The 20,452-nt window shown below is 70.1% G+C and carries 22 protein-coding genes; 11 read left to right on the top strand and 11 right to left on the bottom strand.

Annotated elements, in window-relative coordinates; all coding sequences use genetic code 11:
• Positions 1 to 38: 38 nt before the first annotated feature.
• The gene (locus EJK15_RS48280; protein ID WP_138717197.1) at positions 39 to 473 is read right to left on the bottom strand and encodes a MarR family transcriptional regulator; all 435 of its coding nucleotides are present in this window, start codon (positions 471 to 473) and stop codon (positions 39 to 41) included.
• An 83-nt stretch (positions 474 to 556) separates the two neighbouring features.
• Here EJK15_RS48280 and EJK15_RS48275 point away from each other — a divergent pair, with 83 nt between their 5' ends.
• The 7 genes from EJK15_RS48275 to EJK15_RS48245 all read left to right on the top strand — a co-directional run bounded on the left by EJK15_RS48275 (position 557) and on the right by EJK15_RS48245 (position 8,183).
• Positions 557 to 1,288 carry a dihydrofolate reductase family protein gene (locus EJK15_RS48275; protein WP_240777683.1) on the top strand — a complete coding sequence of 244 codons (732 nt, stop codon included), beginning with the start codon at positions 557 to 559 and terminating at the stop codon, positions 1,286 to 1,288.
• 467 nt (positions 1,289 to 1,755) lie between these two features.
• Positions 1,756 to 2,709, top strand: a complete 954-nt coding sequence (locus tag EJK15_RS48270; RefSeq protein WP_138717196.1) for a methionine ABC transporter ATP-binding protein — start codon at positions 1,756 to 1,758, stop codon at positions 2,707 to 2,709.
• A gap of 132 nt (positions 2,710 to 2,841) precedes the next feature.
• The gene (locus tag EJK15_RS48265; RefSeq protein ID WP_171074956.1) at positions 2,842 to 3,498 is read left to right on the top strand and encodes a methionine ABC transporter permease; all 657 of its coding nucleotides are present in this window, start codon (positions 2,842 to 2,844) and stop codon (positions 3,496 to 3,498) included.
• A gap of 10 nt (positions 3,499 to 3,508) precedes the next feature.
• Positions 3,509 to 4,330: a MetQ/NlpA family ABC transporter substrate-binding protein gene (locus EJK15_RS48260; protein WP_138717195.1), complete on the top strand. Its 822-nt coding sequence runs from the start codon at positions 3,509 to 3,511 to the stop codon at positions 4,328 to 4,330.
• Positions 4,331 to 4,461: 131 nt separating this feature from the next.
• Entirely contained in the window at positions 4,462 to 5,049 is a 588-nt protein-coding gene (locus EJK15_RS48255; RefSeq protein WP_138717194.1) for a hypothetical protein, read from the top strand.
• An 89-nt stretch (positions 5,050 to 5,138) separates the two neighbouring features.
• The gene (locus EJK15_RS48250; protein ID WP_138717193.1) at positions 5,139 to 6,674 is read left to right on the top strand and encodes an acyl-CoA synthetase; all 1,536 of its coding nucleotides are present in this window, start codon (positions 5,139 to 5,141) and stop codon (positions 6,672 to 6,674) included.
• 276 nt (positions 6,675 to 6,950) lie between these two features.
• Entirely contained in the window at positions 6,951 to 8,183 is a 1,233-nt protein-coding gene (locus tag EJK15_RS48245; protein ID WP_138717192.1) for a S1C family serine protease, read from the top strand.
• Between the two features lie 68 nt (positions 8,184 to 8,251).
• Here the strand turns inward: EJK15_RS48245 and EJK15_RS48240 are convergent, their stop codons facing one another.
• From EJK15_RS48240 to EJK15_RS48205, 8 genes are all read right to left on the bottom strand, one after another.
• Positions 8,252 to 8,992 carry an ABC transporter permease gene (locus EJK15_RS48240; RefSeq protein WP_138717191.1) on the bottom strand — a complete coding sequence of 247 codons (741 nt, stop codon included), beginning with the start codon at positions 8,990 to 8,992 and terminating at the stop codon, positions 8,252 to 8,254.
• Positions 8,985 to 9,866, bottom strand: a complete 882-nt coding sequence (locus EJK15_RS48235) for an ABC transporter ATP-binding protein (protein WP_138717190.1) — start codon at positions 9,864 to 9,866, stop codon at positions 8,985 to 8,987. The genes EJK15_RS48240 and EJK15_RS48235 overlap by 8 nt, the downstream gene beginning before the upstream one ends.
• Positions 9,863 to 10,180, bottom strand: coding sequence for a winged helix-turn-helix domain-containing protein (locus tag EJK15_RS48230; RefSeq protein WP_138717189.1), 318 nt, complete (start codon positions 10,178 to 10,180; stop codon positions 9,863 to 9,865). The genes EJK15_RS48235 and EJK15_RS48230 overlap by 4 nt, the downstream gene beginning before the upstream one ends.
• Positions 10,181 to 10,292: 112 nt before the next feature.
• The gene (locus EJK15_RS48225; protein WP_138717188.1) at positions 10,293 to 10,913 is read right to left on the bottom strand and encodes a hypothetical protein; all 621 of its coding nucleotides are present in this window, start codon (positions 10,911 to 10,913) and stop codon (positions 10,293 to 10,295) included.
• 82 nt (positions 10,914 to 10,995) lie between these two features.
• Positions 10,996 to 12,768 carry a thiol reductant ABC exporter subunit CydC gene (gene cydC / locus EJK15_RS48220; RefSeq protein WP_240777682.1) on the bottom strand — a complete coding sequence of 591 codons (1,773 nt, stop codon included), beginning with the start codon at positions 12,766 to 12,768 and terminating at the stop codon, positions 10,996 to 10,998.
• On the bottom strand, positions 12,765 to 14,630 hold the full coding sequence (gene cydD / locus EJK15_RS48215) for a thiol reductant ABC exporter subunit CydD (protein WP_138717187.1): 1,866 nt from the start codon (positions 14,628 to 14,630) through the stop codon (positions 12,765 to 12,767). The genes cydC and cydD overlap by 4 nt, the downstream gene beginning before the upstream one ends.
• Before the next feature lie 6 nt (positions 14,631 to 14,636).
• Positions 14,637 to 15,401, bottom strand: a complete 765-nt coding sequence (locus tag EJK15_RS48210; RefSeq protein ID WP_138717186.1) for a cytochrome d ubiquinol oxidase subunit II — start codon at positions 15,399 to 15,401, stop codon at positions 14,637 to 14,639.
• 10 nt (positions 15,402 to 15,411) lie between these two features.
• Positions 15,412 to 16,575, bottom strand: a complete 1,164-nt coding sequence (locus tag EJK15_RS48205; protein WP_138717185.1) for a cytochrome ubiquinol oxidase subunit I — start codon at positions 16,573 to 16,575, stop codon at positions 15,412 to 15,414.
• Positions 16,576 to 16,661: 86 nt separating this feature from the next.
• Here EJK15_RS48205 and EJK15_RS48200 point away from each other — a divergent pair, with 86 nt between their 5' ends.
• Positions 16,662 to 16,997 (top strand): helix-turn-helix transcriptional regulator, encoded by a 336-nt coding sequence (locus EJK15_RS48200; RefSeq protein WP_138717184.1) that lies wholly within the window; start codon positions 16,662 to 16,664, stop codon positions 16,995 to 16,997.
• A gap of 13 nt (positions 16,998 to 17,010) precedes the next feature.
• Here EJK15_RS48200 and EJK15_RS48195 read toward each other — a convergent pair whose 3' ends face one another.
• Complete coding sequence (locus EJK15_RS48195) at positions 17,011 to 17,694, bottom strand: permease prefix domain 1-containing protein (RefSeq protein WP_138717183.1); 684 nt, start codon at positions 17,692 to 17,694, stop codon at positions 17,011 to 17,013.
• A 106-nt stretch (positions 17,695 to 17,800) separates the two neighbouring features.
• Here EJK15_RS48195 and EJK15_RS48190 point away from each other — a divergent pair, with 106 nt between their 5' ends.
• Genes EJK15_RS48190 through EJK15_RS48180 form a run of 3 tightly spaced genes read left to right on the top strand, consistent with a single transcriptional unit; the run spans position 17,801 to position 18,922 of the window.
• A complete protein-coding gene (locus EJK15_RS48190; protein ID WP_138717182.1) occupies positions 17,801 to 18,154 on the top strand; it encodes a VOC family protein in 354 nt (117 codons plus the stop codon).
• Complete coding sequence (locus EJK15_RS48185; protein WP_138717181.1) at positions 18,151 to 18,495, top strand: ArsR/SmtB family transcription factor; 345 nt, start codon at positions 18,151 to 18,153, stop codon at positions 18,493 to 18,495. The genes EJK15_RS48190 and EJK15_RS48185 overlap by 4 nt, the downstream gene beginning before the upstream one ends.
• Positions 18,473 to 18,922, top strand: coding sequence for an SRPBCC family protein (locus EJK15_RS48180; RefSeq protein ID WP_138717180.1), 450 nt, complete (start codon positions 18,473 to 18,475; stop codon positions 18,920 to 18,922). Before EJK15_RS48185 ends, EJK15_RS48180 begins: the two co-directional genes overlap by 23 nt.
• Here the strand turns inward: EJK15_RS48180 and EJK15_RS48175 are convergent.
• Positions 18,919 to 20,256: a pentapeptide repeat-containing protein gene (locus tag EJK15_RS48175; protein ID WP_138717179.1), complete on the bottom strand. Its 1,338-nt coding sequence runs from the start codon at positions 20,254 to 20,256 to the stop codon at positions 18,919 to 18,921. The genes EJK15_RS48180 and EJK15_RS48175 overlap by 4 nt on opposite strands.
• Positions 20,257 to 20,452 lie beyond the last annotated feature (196 nt).

The following is a 20,452-nucleotide window of genomic DNA, read 5'->3' as shown; positions in this document are numbered from 1 at the left end:
GGTACGGCGGGCAGTCGCGTGTCCGGGCGACGGGCGGGTCAGCCCGCGCCGTGGGAGTCGTCTGTGATCAGCAGCGCCTCCAGCTCCTTCAGCAGCGCCACCGCCCGCTCGGCGTCCGCGGGATCCGGCACCGCCTGCCGTACCACCTCGTCCACCGGCGTGGTCGCCCGCCGGAACAGCGCATGCATGGTGACGTCCGCGACCCGGACCTGGGTACGGCGCCCGTCGGCCGGATCCGGCCCGGTCTCCAGCACGCCGCGCTCCCGCATCCGGGCCACCGAGGCGGACACGTGGCTCTGCGCGAACCCCGTACGCGCCTGGATCTCCCCGACCGAGCTCGCCGGATGCCGCAGGACGTCCTCGAAGACCGCCTCCTCCCCGGGCGTCAGCATCGGCTTCCCCGTCTCTCCGTCCGTCGCCTTCGACAGCTCCACCAGCCGCCGCCCCAGCCTGCGCAATCTCGCGATGTTCATGCTCGCATATTACATCGCTGACGATGTATCGTTGCCGATGTGACTGAGCCGGCAGGTGTGGCGGAGACGGCGGTCGGGGCGGCTTGGGTGCGGGCCCGGGAGAGGGAGCGGGCCGGCAAATGCCGGTAAGGCCGGCCGCTGCGGTGATTTTCTGCTGCCAGAGCAGTCCTTTACCTGTGTCAGCCGCGGATGCGGAACACGGCACAGAGGAGGTCAAGATCATGGGCAAGGTGATCATCGGTGCAACGGTGTCGGTCGACGGGTTCATCGCCGACGAGAAGGACGCCGTCGGGCCGCTGTTCGATTGGTACGGCAACGGCGATGTCGCGGTAACCATGGCCGATCCCGACCGGGTCTTCCACGTCACCCCCGCCAGTGCCGAGTACATCCGCTCGTCCGCCGGCAACGTGCGCGCGACCGTGATCGGCCGGCGCCTGTTCGACATCACCAACGGTTGGAACGGTGTCCCGGCGGCGGGCGAGCACGTCTTCGTGGTCACCCACGAGCCGCCGGCCGACTGGGAATTCCCCGACGCACCGTTCACCTTCGTCACCGGCGGCGTCACCCGCGCCATCGAGGAAGCCCGCGCGTTCGCCGGTGACCGCGACGTGTCGGTGACGGCCGGCGAGATCGGCGGGCAGGCCCTGGAAGCCGGCCTGATCGACGAGGTGCACCTCAACGTGGTCCCGGTCGTGTTCGGCAGCGGGAAACGTTACTTCGGGTCGTTCGCCGGTGCACACCAGATGCTCGAGAACCCGAAGGTCATTGAAGGCGACCGGATACTGCACCTCATCTACGCCGTCCGCAAGTCCTGACGATGCGATCGAGTGCGGGAGACCTTCGCAGCCTTCGGCGATGCATGACATGAGCGGCCACGAATGGGACCAGTTGACCTTGTAGCAGGCAGAGAGGCCGCCACGGCAGGCCGTGGCCGGGACGCGGCGGCTTGCTCGTCGCGGACCGTGATCCAGATCACGAGACCCGCGCGGAATAGCGGAATCTCACGGCGTCGTTAGCAACGGCGTGAACGAGGCATACGCGACCGACCAGAGCGCCCACCGGGACGTCTCGTGTTGTCGCCTGCGTATGGGGCGAATGCCGTCCCGCTAGACAAGCCATCCGCCCGTTCTCCTCGAAGGTCGTCATGATCACACCTGGTTTCGTGCTGCGCAGGCTCAGCCACCTGCCGTTCCCCCCGGGCACCCGCTGACACCGTCCGCTTTCCGGTGATGTCCGTCTCCGCGGCCCCGCTGGTGGCCGCTCTCATTCGTGGGGATTTTCCGTGATCCAGGCTTCCGGCCTGCGCAAGCAGTACGGCGATACCGTCGCGCTCGACGGCGTCGACCTGCACGTGCGCGAAGGCGAGATCTACGGCGTGCTCGGCCAGAGCGGCGCCGGCAAGAGCACCCTCCTGCGCTGCGTCAACCTGCTCGAACGCCCCACCGCGGGCACCGTCACCGTCGCCGGCCAGGACCTGACCGCGCTGCGCAGCGGGGAGCTGAACCGCGCCAGGCAGCGCATCGGCATGATCCACCAGCACTTCGCGCTGCTGTCCTCGCGCACGGTCGCCGACAACGTCGCCTTCCCGCTCGAGGTCATGGGCGTGCCCAGGGCCGAGCGCGAGCGCCGCGTGTCCGAGCTGCTCGAGCTGGTCGGGCTCGAGGGTCGCGGCAAGGACCGTCCGAACCAGCTCTCCGGCGGCCAGAAGCAGCGCGTCGGCATCGCCAGGGCCCTGGCCGGCAACCCCTCCGTGCTGCTGTCCGACGAGGCCACCTCCGCGCTCGACCCGGCCACCACCGAGTCGATCCTGACCCTGCTCAAGCGGCTCAACACCGAGCTGGGCCTGACGATCCTGCTCATCACCCACGAGATGAACGTCGTCAAGAGCGTCTGCGACTCTGTCGCCATCATGGCGCGCGGCCGCATCGAGGAATCGGGCGTCATCGCCGACCTCATCAGAACCCCCGGGTCCCGCCTGACCAGGGCGATCTTCCCGCTCCCCGAGCCCGCCCCGGCCGGCTCGGTCACGCTGACGTTCACCGGCGACCCGCGGCAGCCGGTGGTGTCGGAGGTCGTGCGGAAGTTCGACGTGGACCTGAGCATCCTGGGCGGCTCGATCGAGGGCCTCGCCGGCGGCTCCGTCGGCCGGCTGCGGGTTGTGCTCGACGGCGCCGAGACGCCCGCCGCGCTGGCGTACCTGCGCGACTCCGGTCTGATCGTTGAGGAGGCACCGTGACCGAGCGAAGCGAGGGAACAATCAGACACAGCACCTTGGTCACGGGGCCGACGAAGGAGGCCTCGTGACCGAGCGAAGCGAGGGAACAATCAGACACAGCACCTTGGTCGCGGGGCCGACGAAGGAGGCACCGTGACCTGGGACGAGATGCTGCCGCTGCTCTGGCCGGCGACGCTGGAGACGGCGCTGATGGTCGGCTGGTCGACGCTGTTCACGCTGCTGCTCGGGCTGCCGCTCGGCGTGGCGCTCGTGGTGTTCGACCGGGACGGGCTGCGGCCGGTCCCGGCGCTCAAGACGGCGCTCGGGTTCGTGGTCAACATCGGGCGGTCGCTGCCGTTCATCGTGCTGATGATCGCGATCATCCCGTTCACCCGGCTCGTCGTCGGGACCACCATCGGGACCGCCGCGTTCGTGGTGCCGCTCACCGCCGGGGCGGTGCCGTTCTTCGCCCGGCTGGTCGAGACCGCGCTCAGGGAGGTCGGCGCGGACGTCGTCCAGGCGGCGCAGGCCATGGGCGCGAGCCGGACCACCATCGTGCGCAAGGTCCTGCTGCCCGAGGCCCTGCCCGGACTGGTGGCGGGGCTGACCGTGACGATCGTCGCGCTCATCGGATACTCGGCCATGGCCGGCACGCTCGGCGGGGGCGGTCTGGGGGACCTGGCCGTCCGGTACGGCTACCAGCGGTTCGAGACGCTGCTCATGATCGTGACCGTCGTGCTGCTCATCGTGATCGTGCAACTTCTGCAGAGCCTGGGCGACCGGGTCGCCCGGCGCCTATCGCACAAGTAAGGAAAAAATCATGAAAATTCGTCGTATTGCGGGTGCTGTCGCCCTATCGCTGTTGCTCGCCGCATGCGGTACGTCACCATCCGCCACCAGCACCGCCGGATCGGCCGACACCGTGCTCAAGGTGGGCGCCAGCCCCGTGCCGCACGCCGAGATCCTGAACTTCGTCAAGGAGAACCTGGCCCCGGCCGCCGGGCTCAAGCTGGAGGTCGTGGAGTTCACCGACTACGTCCAGCCGAACGTGCAGCTCGACGAGGGCCAGTTGAGCGCGAACTTCTTCCAGCACCGGCCGTACCTCGACGACTTCAACTCCTCCAAGGGCACCAAGCTGACCTTCGCCGCGCCGGTCCACCTTGAGCCGCTCGGCCTGTACTCCAAGAAGATCACCGCGCTGTCCGCGCTGGCGAGCGGCGCCACCGTGGCCGTGCCCAACGACGCCACGAACCTGGGCCGCGCGCTCAAGCTGCTCGCCGACAACGGCGTCGTCACGCTCAAGGACGGCGCGGGCACCGCGGCGACCGAGCGCGACGTGGTCCAGAACCCGAAGAACCTGCGGTTCAAGCCGCTGGAGGCGGCTCAGCTCCCGCGCTCGCTCGAGGACGTCGACGCCGCGGTGATCAACGGCAACTACGCCATCGAGGCGGGGCTCAAGCCCGCATCGCAGGCACTGGTGCTGGAGAAGACCGACGGCAACCCGTACGTCAACGGGCTCGTCGTCCAGGCCGGCCACGAGCAGGACGCGAACATCGTCACCCTCGGCAAGCTCCTGCAGGACCAAAAGGTCAAGGACTTCATCGCGCAGAAGTACGAGGGCTCCGTGATCTCCGCAGAATGATATTGAAAATACGACACTGAACAGGAATATCGCCTTATATCCCCCTTATTAGGCAAGTGGATTGAAAGTGTGGCGCAATCCGAGGGGCGTACCAAAGCAGGGTCAGGAAACCTCTCCCGAGGAGGCCCAAAGTGCGATTCGTTTCACGAATCCTGCTCGGCGTCACCGCCGCCACGCTCGTGGCGATCGGTGCGCCGGTCGCCGCCAACGCGACGACCACATCCGCAACATCCGCCACAACGTCGTACGACGCGGACTGGGGACCTTATTACTCCAGCGACCACAAGGCCAAGGCCTACGGCCATGTGAGCGTCGAGAAGAAGAAGTTCAAGCACTGGTACTGGAAGTGGGTGCCGGTCCAGAAGAAGAAGGTCTGCTGGAAGGACAGCGACGGCGACAAGCACTGCAAGTGGGTCGTCAAGAAGGTCAAGAAGCACGTGTGGGAGTGGCGCTACGACCACTTCTTCACCGTGCACAGCACGCTTCACGACAAGAAGTGGTGGGGCAAGAACAAGTGCGCATGGGAGAAGTTCAAGGTCGTGCACGAGGACGGCTCCACGTACTTCAAGAGCTTCTACAACTGCAAGAAGTTCCCGGCGCATTTCTCGTTCCACGGTAAGAACGTCGCGCACATCTACGTGGACGTGAGCCGCGGCAACAAGTTCCACTCCACCGGCTACAACTCCGGCTGGCAGGACGTTTACCACGCCGCAGCCTGATTCCTTCATACGGAGCCGCGACCTCAACGGTGAGGTCGCGGCTCCGCCGTGCTGGCGTGCCGGGCGATCATCCGAATAGTGTTCTGTTCATGTATCCGGGAGCCATCGCAGCAGTCACCCCAGACAAGCCCGCTGTGATCATGGCGGGCTCCGGGCGGGTCGTCACCTACCGCGAGCTGGACGAAGAGTCGAACCGGCTGGCCCACCTGTTCCGCGCCGCCGGGCTGCGGCCGGGCGACCACATCGCCTTCATGCTCGCCAACCACCCCCTCTTCCTGGCCGTCGCCTGGGCCGCGCACCGCTCGGGCCTGTACTACACGCCGATCAGCTCGCGGCTGCAGACCGGCGAGCTGGCCTACATCGTGAACAACTGCGGCGCCCGGGTGTTCGTCTCGAGCGCGGACCTGGCCGGCGTCGCCACCTCGATCACCGCCGCCACGCCCGGGGTCGAGCTGCGCCTCATGCTGGACGGCACGGCCGAGGGCTTCGAGTCGTACGAGGAGGCGGTCGCGAAGCAGCCGGTCACCCCGATCGACGACGAGTGCCAGGGCGCCGACATGCTCTACTCCTCGGGCACCACCGGCCGGCCGAAGGGCGTCAAGCTGGCCGCGACGCACGGCTCGCTCACTGATCCCGGCATGCTGTTCAAGCTCGTCCAGGCGCTCTTCGCGCCCGCCGCCGACAGCGTCTACCTCTCGCCCGCGCCCCTCTACCATGCCGCCCCGCTGCGCTACTGCCTGACGTTCCAGCGGCTCGGCGCCACGGTGGTGGCGATGGAGCGCTTCGACGCCGAGGAGTATCTGCGGCTGGTCGAGCGGTACGGGGCGACGCACTCGCAGCTCGTCCCCACGATGTTCATCAAGATGCTCAAACTGCCGCCAGAGACCCTGGCAAAATACGATATTTCATCTCTTAAGTACGCAATCCACGCCGCCGCCCCCTGCCCCGTCCCCGTCAAGGAGCAGATGATCGACTGGTGGGGCCCGATCATCCACGAGTACTACGCCGGCACCGAGGGCAACGGCTTCCTCTACGTCAACTCTCAGGACTGGCTCCGGCACAAGGGCACGGTCGGCCGCTCGCTGCTCGGCGTCGTGCACATCTGCGACGAGGACGGCAACGACCTGCCGCCCGGCGAGCACGGCACGATCTACTTCGAGAACGGCGGCGCCTTCCAATACCACGGCGACCCCGGCAAGACCCGCTCCGCGCAGGACCCGCTGGGCCGGGGCTGGACAACACTGGGCGACATCGGCCACCTGGACGAGGAGGGCTTCCTGTACCTCACCGACCGGCGCTCGTACATGATCATCTCTGGCGGGGTGAACATCTACCCGCAGGAGGCAGAGAACGTGCTGTCGGTGCACCCGAAGGTGGCCGATGTGGCGGTGTTCGGGGTGCCGGACGAGGAGATGGGGGAGCAGGTCAAGGCCGTGGTGGAACCGCTGTCCATGGCGGAGGCCGGTCCGGAGCTGGAGGCGGAGCTGATCGCGTACTGCCGCGAGCGGCTGGCCCACTACAAGTGCCCCAAGACCGTGGACTTCCGCGCCGAGCTGCCCCGCCACCCGACGGGCAAGCTCTACAAGCGCCTGCTCAGGGACGAATACTGGCCGGCCCGCGGGTGATCTCCTGGGGTGGCGCCCAGGGGGCGGGCACATCGACATGACCGAGCACGACAGCCGTGCAGACCTTCCCCTCGCGTAGCCCTGACGGTATGAGGTTCGGGGACTGGGACGTGAGACCGTTGGGCGGCTGGGTGGGCTGCCTGGTGATGATCCTGGGCTTCACCAGCGGCGATATGGTCGCTGTCAGCCGTCTCATACTGCTCTGATCACCGGCTTAACCAGGTCTTACGCGGCTCTTGCGACCCTTGAGTCATCGGGACTTGAGGGAGATGACAGATGGACGCGAACGAGCCTCGCGAGCAGGGCACCGGGTGGAGCCAGTTCGGCACCACGCCGCCGGCCGCCGGGGGCTTCCCCCGGCGGGACACGATCATCATGGAGCAGCAGCCGCCGCCTCCTCCGCCGCCCCCGAAGAAAGCGGGCTTCGGACGCAAGGCGGTCGCCGGGCTCGCTCTGGCGGCCACGGCCATCGGAGGTGGCGTAGTGGGGGCCGCCGTCGCCAACGCTTTCCAGCCCGACCCGGTCTCCATCACCAGCACCGGCACGCCCAGCCCCGAGTTCAAGGCCACCTCCAACGAGCTCACCGTCGCCGACGTGGCGGCGAAGGTACAGCCGAGCGTCGTGATGATCCAGGGCCAGACCGGCGAGGGATCCGGCGTGGTGCTGTCGGCGGACGGGCTCATCCTGACCAACAACCACGTGGTCCAGGGCGCCGGCCAGGGCGGGCAGATGACGGTCAAGTTCAGCGACGGCAAGACGGCCAAGGCCAGCGTGGTCGGCACCGACCCGGCCACCGACCTGGCCGTCATCCGGGCGGAAGGCGTATCCGGGCTGACCAAGGCCACGCTCGGCGACAGCGACCTGCTGAAGGTCGGCGACGACGTGCTGGCCATCGGGAGCCCGCTCGGCCTCGACGGATCCGTCACGAAGGGCATCGTCAGCGCACTCGACCGCACGCTCACGGTCGGCAACGAGCCGAACCAGCAGCTCCCGCCGGGCTTGGGCCAGGAGCAGCAGAGCCAGGCAGGGAGCGAGCCCACCACGATCGGCGGCGCCGTCCAGACCGACGCCTCGATCAACCCGGGCAACTCCGGCGGCGCGCTGGTGAACGCGGCCGGGGAGCTGGTCGGCATCAACACCGCCATCGCCTCGGAGGCGGCGGGCGGCGGCGTCGGCTTCGCCATCCCGGTCAACACCGCCAAGCAGGTGTCCGAGCAGCTCATCAGCACCGGCAAGGTCAGCCACGCCTTCCTCGGCGTGAGCGTCACCGACGCGACCGGCGACGTGCCCGGCGCCCTCGTACGGGAGGTCACCGCGGGAAGCCCCGCGGAGAAGGCCGGTCTGAAGCAGGGCGACCTGATCACGAAGATCGGCGACAAGGCGGTTGACGGAGGAGATACTGTTGTTGGGCAGGTCAGAGGTTTCAAACCGGGGCAACAGGTCAAGATCACATATACGAGAGACGGTCAGACCGGCGAGGTGACCGTCACCCTCGAAGAGAAGAAATAACAGGACCCCCTCATGGACGGGTGTGCCGTCGAGATCGCTGCGGACTCGGCGGCACACCCCCCCATTGATCAGGAGAAACGCCGGCCCTCGTCGCGACGGTAGGCCCATCCCGCGGCCACTGCCACGACGACGGTCCAGGCGGCCAGCATGACCAGCGCCACCGTGTCCGGGCTGCTGTCCGAGGTCGCCCACCACATCAGCTCGGCCGCGCCCCTGGTGGGCACGTACGGCGAGACGACCTGGATGAAGTCCGGTAGGATCGGCGGCGGCAGCAGCAGCCCGCCGAGGATGGCCATCGGGAAGAACAGGACCTGCGACACCGCCATCGCGGCCTTGGACGACAGCAGGAAGCCGAGGAGCAGGCCCATCAGCATGAACGGGACGACGCCCACGACCAGCGCGCCCAGGCCGAGCAGCAGCTTGACCGGCGTGATCGTCGCCTCCGTGAGGAACGCCGCCACCAGCAGCACGGGGATCACCGAGACCAGCATCACGGCGAGCGCCGACAGGATCCGCCCGGCGAAGCGGGGGAGCGGGCCCGCGGGCAGCGTGCGCAGGTACGGGTTCCACGGCTGCTCGCGATCCTGCGAGACCGAGATGCTGAGCCCGATCAGCCCGGCCGACATCGCGCCGAAGAACATCATCGCGCCCGCCGCCATCGTCGCGGCCTTGGGATCCTGGCCCGCGAACGGCACCACGAACGCCACCATCGAGATGGCCGGGAACAGGGAGCTGGCCAGCAGGCCGATGGGCACTCTGAGCTGCTCGATCACGAGATAGCGGGTGTGCGCGAATACCAGGCTAGACATGCGTGATCTCCTTCGAGGTGATGGCGAGGAAGGCCTCCTCGAGGGTGGTCGGCCTGATCTCGAGGCCGGAGAACGGCGTGCCGCTCCGCACCAGCTCGACGACCAGCCGGTCGGGGTCGGAGGTGACCAGGCTGATCCGGCCCTCCTCGCGCTCCGAGCCGAGCACGCCCGGCAGCTCGGGCAGGTCCTCGGCAACCAGGGAGACCCGTCGCACGCCCACCATGTCGCGTACGGCCCGCACCGTGTCGTCGGCCAGCACGCGGCCCTGGCCGACCACCACGACCCGCTCGGCCAGGGCCTCGATCTCCTCGAGGTAGTGGCTGGTGAGCAGCACCGTGCCGCCGTCGGCGTGGAAGGAGCGGATGCCGTCCCACAGCGCCCGCCTGGCCTCGACGTCCAGGCCGGTCGTCGGCTCGTCGAGGAACACCAGCTTCGGCCTGCCCGCGAACGCCAGCGCCACGGCCAGCCGTCTCTTCTGCCCGCCGGACAGGCCGCCGACCTGCCGGCTGATCAGGTCGCTCAGGCCGAACCTGGCCAGCAGCTCCTCCTTGCCGACCCGGTCGGGGAAGTGCGCGGACACGAAGTCGACGATCTCGCCCACCCGTAACGACTCCGGCAGCCCGGTCTCCTGCGGCGTCACGCCGATGCCGCGCCGTACGACCGGGTCCTGTGGCGAGCCGCCCAGCAGCTCGACGGTGCCGGACGTCGGGCGGCGCAGCCCCACGAACAGATTGATCAGGGTGGACTTGCCCGCGCCGTTCGGGCCGAGCAGCCCGACCAGCTCGCCCGCCCTGATGTCGAGCGAGACGCGGTCGAGCGCGAGCACGTCGCCGTAGCGGCGGGTGGCCTCGATCGCTCTGGCGAGGACCGTCATGTCATTCCTCCAGCATTGTCCAGCAGGGCGCGAATCGCCTTGGTGTAGTCCTCGAAGGCCAGCCGCCCACGTTTGGTGAGCGCCACGTACGTGACCGGGGTGCGGCCCTTGTGCGTCTTGATGATCCGGACGTATCCGGCCTCTTCGAGCTTGGTCAGGTGGACCGACAGGTTGCCCGCCGTCATGCCGAGCAGGTCCTTGAGCGACCCGAAGGCCATCTCGTCCCCGTCGCCGAGGACGTTGAGCGCGGCGACCACCCGGAGCCTGGCCTGGGCGTGGATCACAGGATCGAGCTCCGGCACCGCCTTGCTCATGGCCTCACTCCGTTCGGCGGCTCGGTCGCCATATGCCGCCGCCTTCCCCCGCTCTGGTCGCTCCGCTCCCGCCGCTCCTCCAGGCGACGGCACTCCCTCGCAGGCTCCGCCGTCATGCGCGCCACCTCAGCCAGATGCCCGCGGCGATGAAACCACCTCCCAGCAGCACCGCCGTCAGCAGCGCGTGCCAGCCGGCGCCGAGCAGCACGCCCAGCCCGTTGACGGCCGCGACCCAGACGCCGATGAAGAACATCCGCCAGTTGAGCCAGACCGCGCCGCCGGCCATGTACATGACCGCCACGATCGTCAGCGACGCGCCCGCCCAGACCAGGCCGGTCTCGTGGGGCGGTAGCAGAGGGCTCAGTCTGGTGGCGATGATGACCACCAGCGTCATCCCGGCGAACCACGCATAGCCATACATCGTGCCCTGGGCCTTGCTGCCGCCGCGGACCGCCCGGTTCATCCGCCCGATCCCGTACGCGACCAGCGCCCCCGCCACGAGCTGGGCGATCATCAGCACGGCCAGCGCCTGCGTCGCGGAGATCGGCGCGTATGGCCGCCCGTCGAGCCCGTAGTGCAGGAAGTACGCGGTGAATCCGAGCAGCCAGGCGACGCCCCAGGGCACGTAGAGCAGCAACTGGTTGCCGTACAGGTATTTCGTGGTGGCGACCTGCTGCTCCTCGATGACGCGGAGCATCTCCTCGGGGCTCGGTGTCCGCTCGTCATCCGGCATCGCAAACTCCTCGATTTCTCAAACTGGTTTGCAGTTTAAACCTGATGGCGACGCAAACACAAGGCCCGGCTCTGGGGCGGGCTTACCTCCTGGTCAGGACCTCGGACTCCCATAGGTCGCGGTAGTAGCCGGGCACGGCGACGAGCTCGTCGTGGTGCCCGCGCTGGACGACGCGGCCCTCCTCGAGCACCACGATCTCGTCGACCAGCTCCAGCCCCTTGAGGCGGTGCGTCACGAGCAGCGTGGTGCGGTCCCTGGTCACGTCGAGCAGGTCGCTCATCAGCCGGTCGGCCGTCTCCTCGTCGAGCGCCTCCGCGGGCTCGTCGAGCAGCAGCACCGGCGGGTCGTACAGCAGCGCCCTGGCGAGGGCCAGCCGCTGCAACTGCCCGCCCGACACGGTCCTGCCGTCCTCGCCCAGCTCGGCGTCCCACCCGGTCCGCTCGACCCAGCCGTCCAGCCTGGCATCCTGTACGGCGCGCCGCAGCGTCTCGCCGTCGGCCTCGGGGCCGGCCAGGCGCAGGTTGTCGCGGAGGCTGGCGCGGAAGATGTACGGGTCCTGGGTGAGGCCCGTCATCAGCGTCCGCACGTCGTCGGCGGCGAGGTCCCGGATGTCCACGCCGTTGACTCTGATGCTTCCGGACTCCGGCTCCACCAGTCGCATCAACGCGGCCAGCAACGTGCTCTTGCCCGCTCCGCTCGGCCCGACGATCGCCATCCGCCTGCCGGGGGTGAGCCGCAACGACACCCCGTCCAGCGCCGGCCGGCCGCCGTCCGGCGCGGTCTCGCCGGGGGCGCCGTCGCGTGCGGAGGCCGCGGAGAGGGCGGCGGTGTCGTGCGCCGGCGGCTCGTCCGAGACGGGGCGGGCGGTGTGGCGGACCACGAGGTCGGCGATCTCGATGGTCAGCGGCGCTTCCGGCCTGGGCGCGGGCGTGGCGGGTTCGGTGACGGCAGGGGCGGCGGAGCGGACCTCGCGCAGCCGCCTGAGCGCCGCCGTGATGCCCGCCATCCGCTCGCCGGCCGCCGCCAGCGGGAGAACGGGCTCGAAGGACACCAGGGCGGTCAGCGCGAGCACCGCCGTACCGACCGAGCCGGCCCCGGCCGCCTGAGCGAGCAGGACGACGGCCGCGACCGTCAGCCCCTGCACCAGCGTGCCCCCGGCCAGGGCGGCGGCGTGGACGCGGGCCTGGCGGCGTTCGAGCGCGGCCAGCGCCTCGTCCGCGGACAGCGCCTTGCCCAGTGCCGCGTCGTCGGCGCCGTACGCGGCCAGGTCGGCGGAGCCGTGCACCAGGTCGGCCACCCGGCCCGCCAGCGCCGCCCGCGCCGGGGCGATCCTGGCCGACCAGCGGCGGGCGGCGGCGGCCGTACCGGCGGGCAGCAGCACCCCGGCCAGCACCAGCCCGGCGACCAGCACCAGCGCCGCCACCGGGAGGATGGCCAGCCCGACGACGACGGCGGCCAGCCCGGCGATGGCCGCGGCGGCCGCGGGCAGCAGGCAGCGGACGAGCAGGTCCTGTACGGCCTCGGTGTCGTCGACCATGCGGCTGAGCAGGTCCGCGCCGCCGTGGCGGGGCTGCTGGGGCGGGATCAGGGCCTGGTAGAGGTCCTCCCGGGTGCCGGCCTGGGCGCGCAGCGCGACGTCGTGGCCGGTGAGGCGCTCGACGTAGCGGAAGACGCCCTTGCTCGTGGCGAACGCCCTGGTCGCCACGATCGCCACGCTCAGTGCGGCCAGGGGCGGCTGCTGGGCGGCCCTGGTGATCAGCCACGCCGCGGCGGCGATCAGGCCGAGCCCGGCCAGGTCCGCCGCCGCCCCGGCCAGCACGGCCCAGACCAGCCGCTTCCCCATGCGCCGATTCATCGCTCGCCCCCTTCCCGCCGCGTCGCCGCCACCTGGTCACGCCCTTGAGGACCCTCGCCATCGGCTCTTCCGCTGGTTTCCGCGTCGGCTGCGGCGGCGTGCCCCTCGGAGGAGCCCTCTTGGGCGGCCGTCGCTCTCGGTTGGGTGGTGCCTGGTCTGGTGGCGGGGGAGTGGGACGTGCGGGTGGTGTCGGAGATGATGCGGCCCTCGTGGATGCGGATGACGCGGTCGGCCAGGTCGATCATGGCGGGCCGGTGCGCGACGATGACGGCGGTCCGGTCGCGGGCCAGCTCCGCCGTTCCCGCCACCACGGCGGCCTCGCTGCGCCCGTCCAGCCGAGCCGTGGGCTCGTCGAGCAGCAGCACCGACGCGCCGGGACGGCAGAAGGCGCGCGCCAGCGCGATCCGCTGCCGCTGGCCGGCGGACAGGTTGGCGCCGCGCTCGCCCACCATGGTGCCGAATCCCTGGGGGAGCGCCTCCACGAAGTCGGCGTGCGCGGCGGCCGCGGCGCGGCGTACGTCCTCCAGAGAGGCAGAGGGAGCCCCGAGCCGGATGTTGTCGGCCACCGACGTCGTGAACAGGTGCGGCCGTTGCGCCACGAACGCCAGCCGCGCCCGCCAGCTCGCCGCGTCCAGATCGCGCAGGTCCGTGCCGTCGACGAGGACCCGCCCCTCCGACGGCTGGATGAAGCCGAGGACGAGGTGGAGCAGCGTGCTCTTGCCGCCGCCGCTCTCGCCCACCAGGGCGACCCGTTCGCGCGGGCCGATGGTGAGCGTGACGTTCTCCAGCGCGGCGTCGTCTCTGTCCGGGTAGCGGACGGTCACGTTCTCCAGCCGGATCTCCGGAGCGCCCTTCGAAGCGGCGACCGGCCGGCCCGCCGCATCGAGCGCGTCCCCGGTGGCTCGCCGTACCGCAGTGGCACGGTCGTCCTCGGTGGAGTCCAGGACGGCGAAGGCCGCGTCGGCGGCGGCCACGCCCTCCATGGAGGCGTGGAAGCGCGTCCCCATGGCCCGCAGCGGCAGGTATGCCTCCGGCGCCAGCAGCAGCACCAGCAGCGCCGTCGTCAGATCCAGCGACCCCCCGAGCAGCCGCAGCCCGATCGGCACCGCCACCAGCGCCAGCGACAGCGACGCGCACAGCTCCAGCACCAGCGACGACAGGAACGCCACCCGCAACGTCCGCATGGTGGCGCTCCGGTGCGCGTCGGCGACCTGCTGGATGACGGTGGCCTGGTAGCGCGCCCGGCCGAAGGCCCGCAGGGTGGGCAGCCCGCGCACCACGTCGAGGAAGTGGCCGCCGAGCCGCGACAGCGCCCGGTACTGGCGCTCGGTCACGGCCTTGGTCGTCATGCCCACCAGCGCGCCGAAGACCGGGATCAGCGGGAGCGTGACCAGAACGATGACCGCGCTCCCGAGGTCGGCGGCGAACAGCCGGACGAGCACGGCCAGCGGCACCACCCCGGCCACCGCGATCGCCGGCAGGTAGCCGGTCAGGTAGGCGTCCAGCCCGTCCAGGCCCCGGCCCGTCAAAGTGACCAGCTCGCCGGAGCGGTGCGCGGTGAGCCGCGCGGGGCCGAGCTCCTGCAAACGGGCCAGCAGCCGATGGCGCAGCGCCGACTTGACCCCGGTCGCGGTACGCCCGGCGAAGACGCCCTGGGTCCACGCGAGCAACGCCCGCACGCCCACCACCGCCGCCAGCCCTGCCAGGGCGGTGGCGGCGAACCGGCCGGACAGCACGCCGGCGAGCAGTTCGGCCTGCACCAGCACGAGCAGTCCCGCCAGCACGGCCGCGGCCAGGGTGACGGCCAGGTGGCGGCGTACCGACCGCTCGGCCCGCATGAGCCGAAGGAGATCCTTATGCACGTGTCCTCAGAAGAACGACGGGAGCCGGAAGGCGTCCTTTCCGGGACGGAAAGTGCGCCATACCCATAGTTGCGCGCCCAGCATGATGGGTGCGAACGGCAGGACCATGACACTCAGCACATTCAAGGTAGCGGCGGGCGCGCTGTGCCCCAGCAGGTACGGCATCGCCCCCGCCAGCACCCCCGCGGCGGGCAGCGCGGCGACCGCCCCCGTGAGCAGCAGGGCCCGCCCCGACCGGGTCGCGCCGAAGTCGCCCGGCGCCCGCCACGCGAGGAACGTCCACCCGTGCATCGCGAACAGCATGGTCACCACCACGCCCAGCATCAGCCCGACCGGGTGCACGGGCGACGCCTCGAACCCGGTGGCCGCCGCGTAGAGCGCCATGCCCCAGCCGAACGACAGCCCCAGCGACCCGAACGCGATCATCGCGTCCCAGAACCCCTGCCACCGCGGGCCGTCGATCCTGCGCCGGAACCACAGCCCGGCGTCCCGCACGACCCAGCTCAGCAGCATCGCCACGACCACGGGGTACAGCGCGAACAGCACCTCCCCTTCGAGCAGCGGGTAGACCCCGAACATCGTGCCGGCCACCGCCACCAGCCACACCTCGTTGGCCAGCACGTACGGCGCCACCGCGGCCACCATCCGGTCCCGGCCCTCCCGCGTCCGGCCCAGGACGGGAAGCAGCAGCCCGACCCCCAGGTCGAACCCCTCAAGAGCGAAATATCCCACCAGCAGCGCCGCGAACAGGGCGAACCAGATCACTTCCATGTCAGCACTCCTAGTAGCTCATCGCGGGCGTACGGGGCTCGCCGGCGGCGGCGCCGAGGTCCAGGCCGCGCGGCCCGCGCCGGACCACCCGCGCGATGAGCACGTAGTCGACGACCGCCAGCAGCCCCAGCACGGCCACGAACCCGATCAGCGACGCCGTGACCATCCCCGAGGTCAGCCCCGGTGACATGGCGTCGGCCACGGTCAGCTTCTCCCAGATCATCCAGGGCTGCCGTCCGACCTCCCTGGCCACCCAGCCCATGATCGACAGGATGAACGGCAGCGGCGTCATGGCCATCAGCAGCCGGTGCGTCCACCGCCAGCGCGGCAGGACGCGGATCATCGGCAGCATCGCGAGCAGCACGATCAGCCCCAGCAGCTGCCCGATCTCCATCATGACCGCGAGCCCGATCGCCGCCGCCGTGTTGTCGAACTTGCCCTCCTGGACCCCGGCGAACTGCGCGTACCCGAACCCCATCGTGATGAAGATCCCGATCGCGGCGACGACCACGCCGGTGCGCAAGGACCTGGTGAAGAACTCCACCTGGTCGGTGCGGCGCCGCAGCTGGTACGCGCTGGCCCCCACCATCACCATGGCCCCCGTGAACAGCCCCGCCCCGACCACGTGCGGGAACGAGAACACCAGGGCCTTGTTGGTGAGCAGCGCGCCGAAGTCGACCAGCTCCATCCGGCCGCCGCTCACCACGGACCCGACCGGGTTCTGCAGGTACGAGTTGGCCACCATGATGTAGAACGCGCTCGCGTACGCCGTCAGCGTCACGAGCCAGATGCACGCCAGATGCAGCCACTTGGGCAGCCGGCCCCAGCCGAAGATCCACAAGCCCAGGAACGTGGACTCCAGGAAGAAGGCCACCAGCGTCTCCATGGCCAGTGGCGCGCCGAACACGTCGCCGGCGTAGTGGGACAGCCCGCTCCACGACAGCCCGAACTGGAACTCCATCACCAGCCCGGTCACGATGCCCAGCGCGTAGTTGACGACGTAGATCTGCCCCCAGAACCGGGTCATCGCCTTGTGCAGCGGCCGGCCCGACATCGCCCAGCGGGTGTGCATGATCGCCACCAGTGGCGCCAGCCCCAGCGTGAGCACGACGAACAGGAAGTGCAGGCCACTGGTCACCGCGAACTGCGTGCGTGCCAGGTCGAGTACATCCATCACGACTCCGTTGTTGTGCCTACCTACATATAGACAGCCTACATGTAGACTGGCTACATGCTGCGCGGTTGCCTAAGATCTGAGACATGAATCCGGACGCGCTGCGCGGGCACATGGACGCGCTGCTCCTGTCAGTGCTGGAGCGCGAGCCGCTGCACGGCTACGCCATCATCGAGGCGCTGCAGGAGCGCAGCGGGGGAGCGTTGATCGTGCCGACGGGCACGGTCTATCCGGCGCTGCGCCGGCTGGAGCGCATCGGCTACCTGTCGAGCGAGTGGGCCACGGTAGGCGGGCGCAAGCGCCGCACCTACCGGCTGACGGCCGCGGGCAGGAAGCAGCTCGAGGGCGAACGCTCTGCCTGGCGCGAGTTCACCCATGTGATCGGCAGCGTGCTCCGCGCGGAGGTCAGGACATCGAGCTGATGGGGCGGCCGGGTCAGCGTGACGGCTGGGCGTGCGGTCGCGAGGCGCGAGTGATGCGCAGGCAGCGCGTGGCGCAGTAGACCTGCATGCCCCACAACGCCGAGGTCGCCAGGTTGGCCAGCAGGGCGGGCAGGAACTCGAGGCTGTTGGATCCGGCCGCGCCGAACGTGAGCAGCAGGCCGAGCCCGGCGGTGACCGGCAGGGAGATCCACACGACCAGCCCGAGCGACCTGGTGATCAGCCGGGGCCGGCGGACCCATCGGGCGCCCCGGCCCAGCACGAACAGCGCGAGCCCGCCGTACATGCCGACGCCGAGCTGGAGGATGTCGAGCAGCCGGGAGGCCGGCCAGTACCAGCCGGGCTGGGTCGCCCAGACTGTGTCGTCGGCGGGCGGGTACATGCGCCACAGCACCGACCACATGAGCACGGTGATCGGCACGCTGATGAACAGCAGGATGCCCAGCCGCCGCCCCGACGAGGAGGTCAGCTCGGCCTGGTAGCCGGGGGCGATCTCGGCGACCGGCCCGAACTCCGCCACCGCGATCCGCTCCGCCTCCGCCCTGGTCAGGCCGTCGGCCTCCAGCGTGTCAGCGCTGTCGATCAGGCTGTCGCGCGCCTCGACGACCAGGTCGCGCTTGGGCCCGTGCGGGCCGGTGATCGCGCGGTCGAGCTCGGACACGTAGTCGTCGATGCGCATGGTCCCCAGTGTACGAAGGGTCACCCCAGGGGTTCACTCCGGGAATTCCCTGATATTTCGAGAGTCGGGTTGTTACGTAGGAAAAAACCTACGTATAGTGGCTGGCATGCCGATCTCATCCATCCTCACCGTCACCGTGCCCGTCGCCGACCAGGAGCGGGCCCTGGCCTTCTACAACGGCGTGCTCGACTTCGAGGTGCGCAGCGACAACCCGTTCCCGATGGGCCGCTGGCTCACCGTAGCCCCGAAGGGCGCCGAAACCACGCTCCTGCTCGCCTCCTGGTTCCCCGGGATGGCGCCGATCGGCGGCCTGGTGGTGGGCGCGCCCGATCTCGACGCGCTGGCCGCCCGGCTGCGCGAGAACGAGGTCGCCTTCGAGGGCCCCAGCGACGAGGCGTGGGGCCGGCAACTGCTGTTCAACGACCCCTTCGGCAACGGCTTCGTCGTCAGCGAGCTATGACCGCCGACCACGTGTTCACCGCGCTGGCCAGCCCGGCCAGGCGCGAGCTGCTGCGCCTGCTGCTGGAGGAGGGCGGCCAGCCCGCCGGCCGGCTCGCCGAGCGGTTCGACATGAGCCGGCCCAGCGTGTCCGAGCATCTCAGGGTGCTCAGGGACGCGGGGCTGGTGGCCGAGACCCGCAAGGGCAGGGAGCGCCACTACCGGCTGGAGCCCGCGCCGCTCATGGAGATCCGCGACTGGCTCACCCCGTACGAACGGTTCTGGCGGGAGAAGCTCGTGAACCTGACGACCCTGCTCGACGAGATGGAAGACGAGGACGATGCCCGACGACAGGACGGCTGAAGACCTGCGCGCGATCAGGCTCGACCAGTTCATCGCGCATCCTCCGGCGAAGGTGTGGCGGGCGCTCACCGAGCCCGACCTGGTCGCCAGGTGGCTCATGCCCAACGACTTCAAGCCGGAGGTCGGGCACCGGTTCACGTTCAGGACCGAGCCCAAGAAGCAGGTCGGATTCGACGGGATCGTCTACTGCCAGGTGCTGGAGCTGGATCCGGAGCGGCTGCTGAAGATCAGCTGGAGCGACGGCAAGCGGGCCGACTGGACGGTCACGTGGCGGCTGGCGCCCGAGGGCAAGGGCACCAGGCTGTTCCTCGACCACGAAGGCTTCGACCCCGGCGACGAACTGCAGCAGCTGTCCCGGAGGATCATGGGCGGCGGCTGGCGCTCGTCCCACTTCCGCGCCATCGCCGCCATCGTCGCGCAGCTCTAGCGGTGCGTCGCCGCGCTGTGGCCGCTCGAGGACCACAGCACGGCGGCCGCGGCGATCGCCGCCAGCACCGCGAACCAGGCCACCGCCCGCCCCCTGCGCATGCCGTATCCGTACAGCAGCCACGACACCGACAGCCACCACCGGTGGCCGGCCCTTCGGCGCATCTCCATGGCGGCGAAGGCGAAGTCGGCCGAGGTGGCGCGGTCGCTGGGCCGTAATCCGGCGTAGAGGGCGGCCAGCCGGTCCGGTGTGGCCCCCGGGTCGCCGGTGGCGGACCCGCCCATGCCATGCTCGTCGGCCAGCGCGCTGCGCCGGGAGAACCAGCGCAGCATCGGCCGGCGCAGGCTCACCCGCATGCCGCGCGTGGTGAGCGCGAACGTGCAGTCCTTGACCCGTACCGCAGCCGGGTGGGCGAGCCCGGCGAACCTGCATGCCGACAGGTCCAGCCCGCGCAGCGCCAGGTCGTTCGCCTCCACCTGGCGCAGCGAGGTCAGCGTGGAGGTGCCCCGGCCGCTCACCGTGGCCGGGCCGCGCAGCACCGCGCCCTCCAGGTCGGCCTGCGAGTCGGTCAGCTTCAGCGAGGTCGCCCCCGCCACCTCCACCCTGCGCAGGTCCACGCCGCACCGCGCGACCGCCACGTCCAGCAGCCCGTCGGCGCGGGCACGGGCCGCCGACAGCCGGCCGGTGGCCGACAGGTACGCGTCCGCGGCGAAGTGCGCGGCCTCGAACCCGGCGTGCCCGCTGACCTTGCGGAAGGACAGGGTACGGCCGAAGCGCGCCCCCCGGAACGCGGCTCCGTCGCCGAGGCGGGCGCCGTCGAAGGTGGCGTACCCGTCGAACCTGGCCCGCTCGCAGGACAGCCCGTGGCCGAAGACGGCCTGGCTGAACAGCGCGTCGCGGGCCATCACGGCCCGGTCGAGCGAGACGTGCCCGCGCACGGTGACGCCGTGGAAGGAGAGCTCGCGGGCGAACCTGGCGCCGGCCAGCGACACGTTGCCCTCGAAGCGGGCGCCGAAGAACGAGGCCAGCCGGTCGAACCTGGCGCCGTCGAGCGACACGTCGCCGGCGAACGTCACGCCCGGCAGCCGGACGTCGCCGGTGAACCTGGCCCGGTCCAGCCGCGCCCTGCCGGGCCTGCCGCCGGTGGCCTCAAGCACCCTGGCCAGCAGGTCGCTGGTGACGGTCGTGCCGCGCAGGTCGATCAGACGGCCGGGGGACATCTGGTCGAGCGCCTCAGGGAGTTGTTCGGGTGACAGGTGGGCGAGGCAAAGGCCGGACGGCTTGCTTGCGATTCCGGTGCAGGCAGCCGAATACGCGCAGGTGACCCAGTCCATGCACAGGTCATACCCGCGAGGGCTCGTGTCAAGGTTCGATGTTTTAATGTTCTATCCACTTTTACGTGGAAATATGCGGTCGAAAATACCTCTAAAGTGCCGGGCATGCGCGTTTTATCCCGAGCGTCCCTGGCTGCCATGGTTGCTGTAGCCCTATCCGCTACGCCGGCCGTGGCCGACCCGGCCTCCCCCTGCG

Source organism: Nonomuraea basaltis, assembly GCF_005893125.1.
GTDB lineage: Bacteria > Actinomycetota > Actinomycetes > Streptosporangiales > Streptosporangiaceae > Nonomuraea > Nonomuraea basaltis.
The sequence above is the reverse complement of the archived record's forward strand: the minus strand, read 5'-3'. Positions and strand labels throughout refer to the sequence as shown.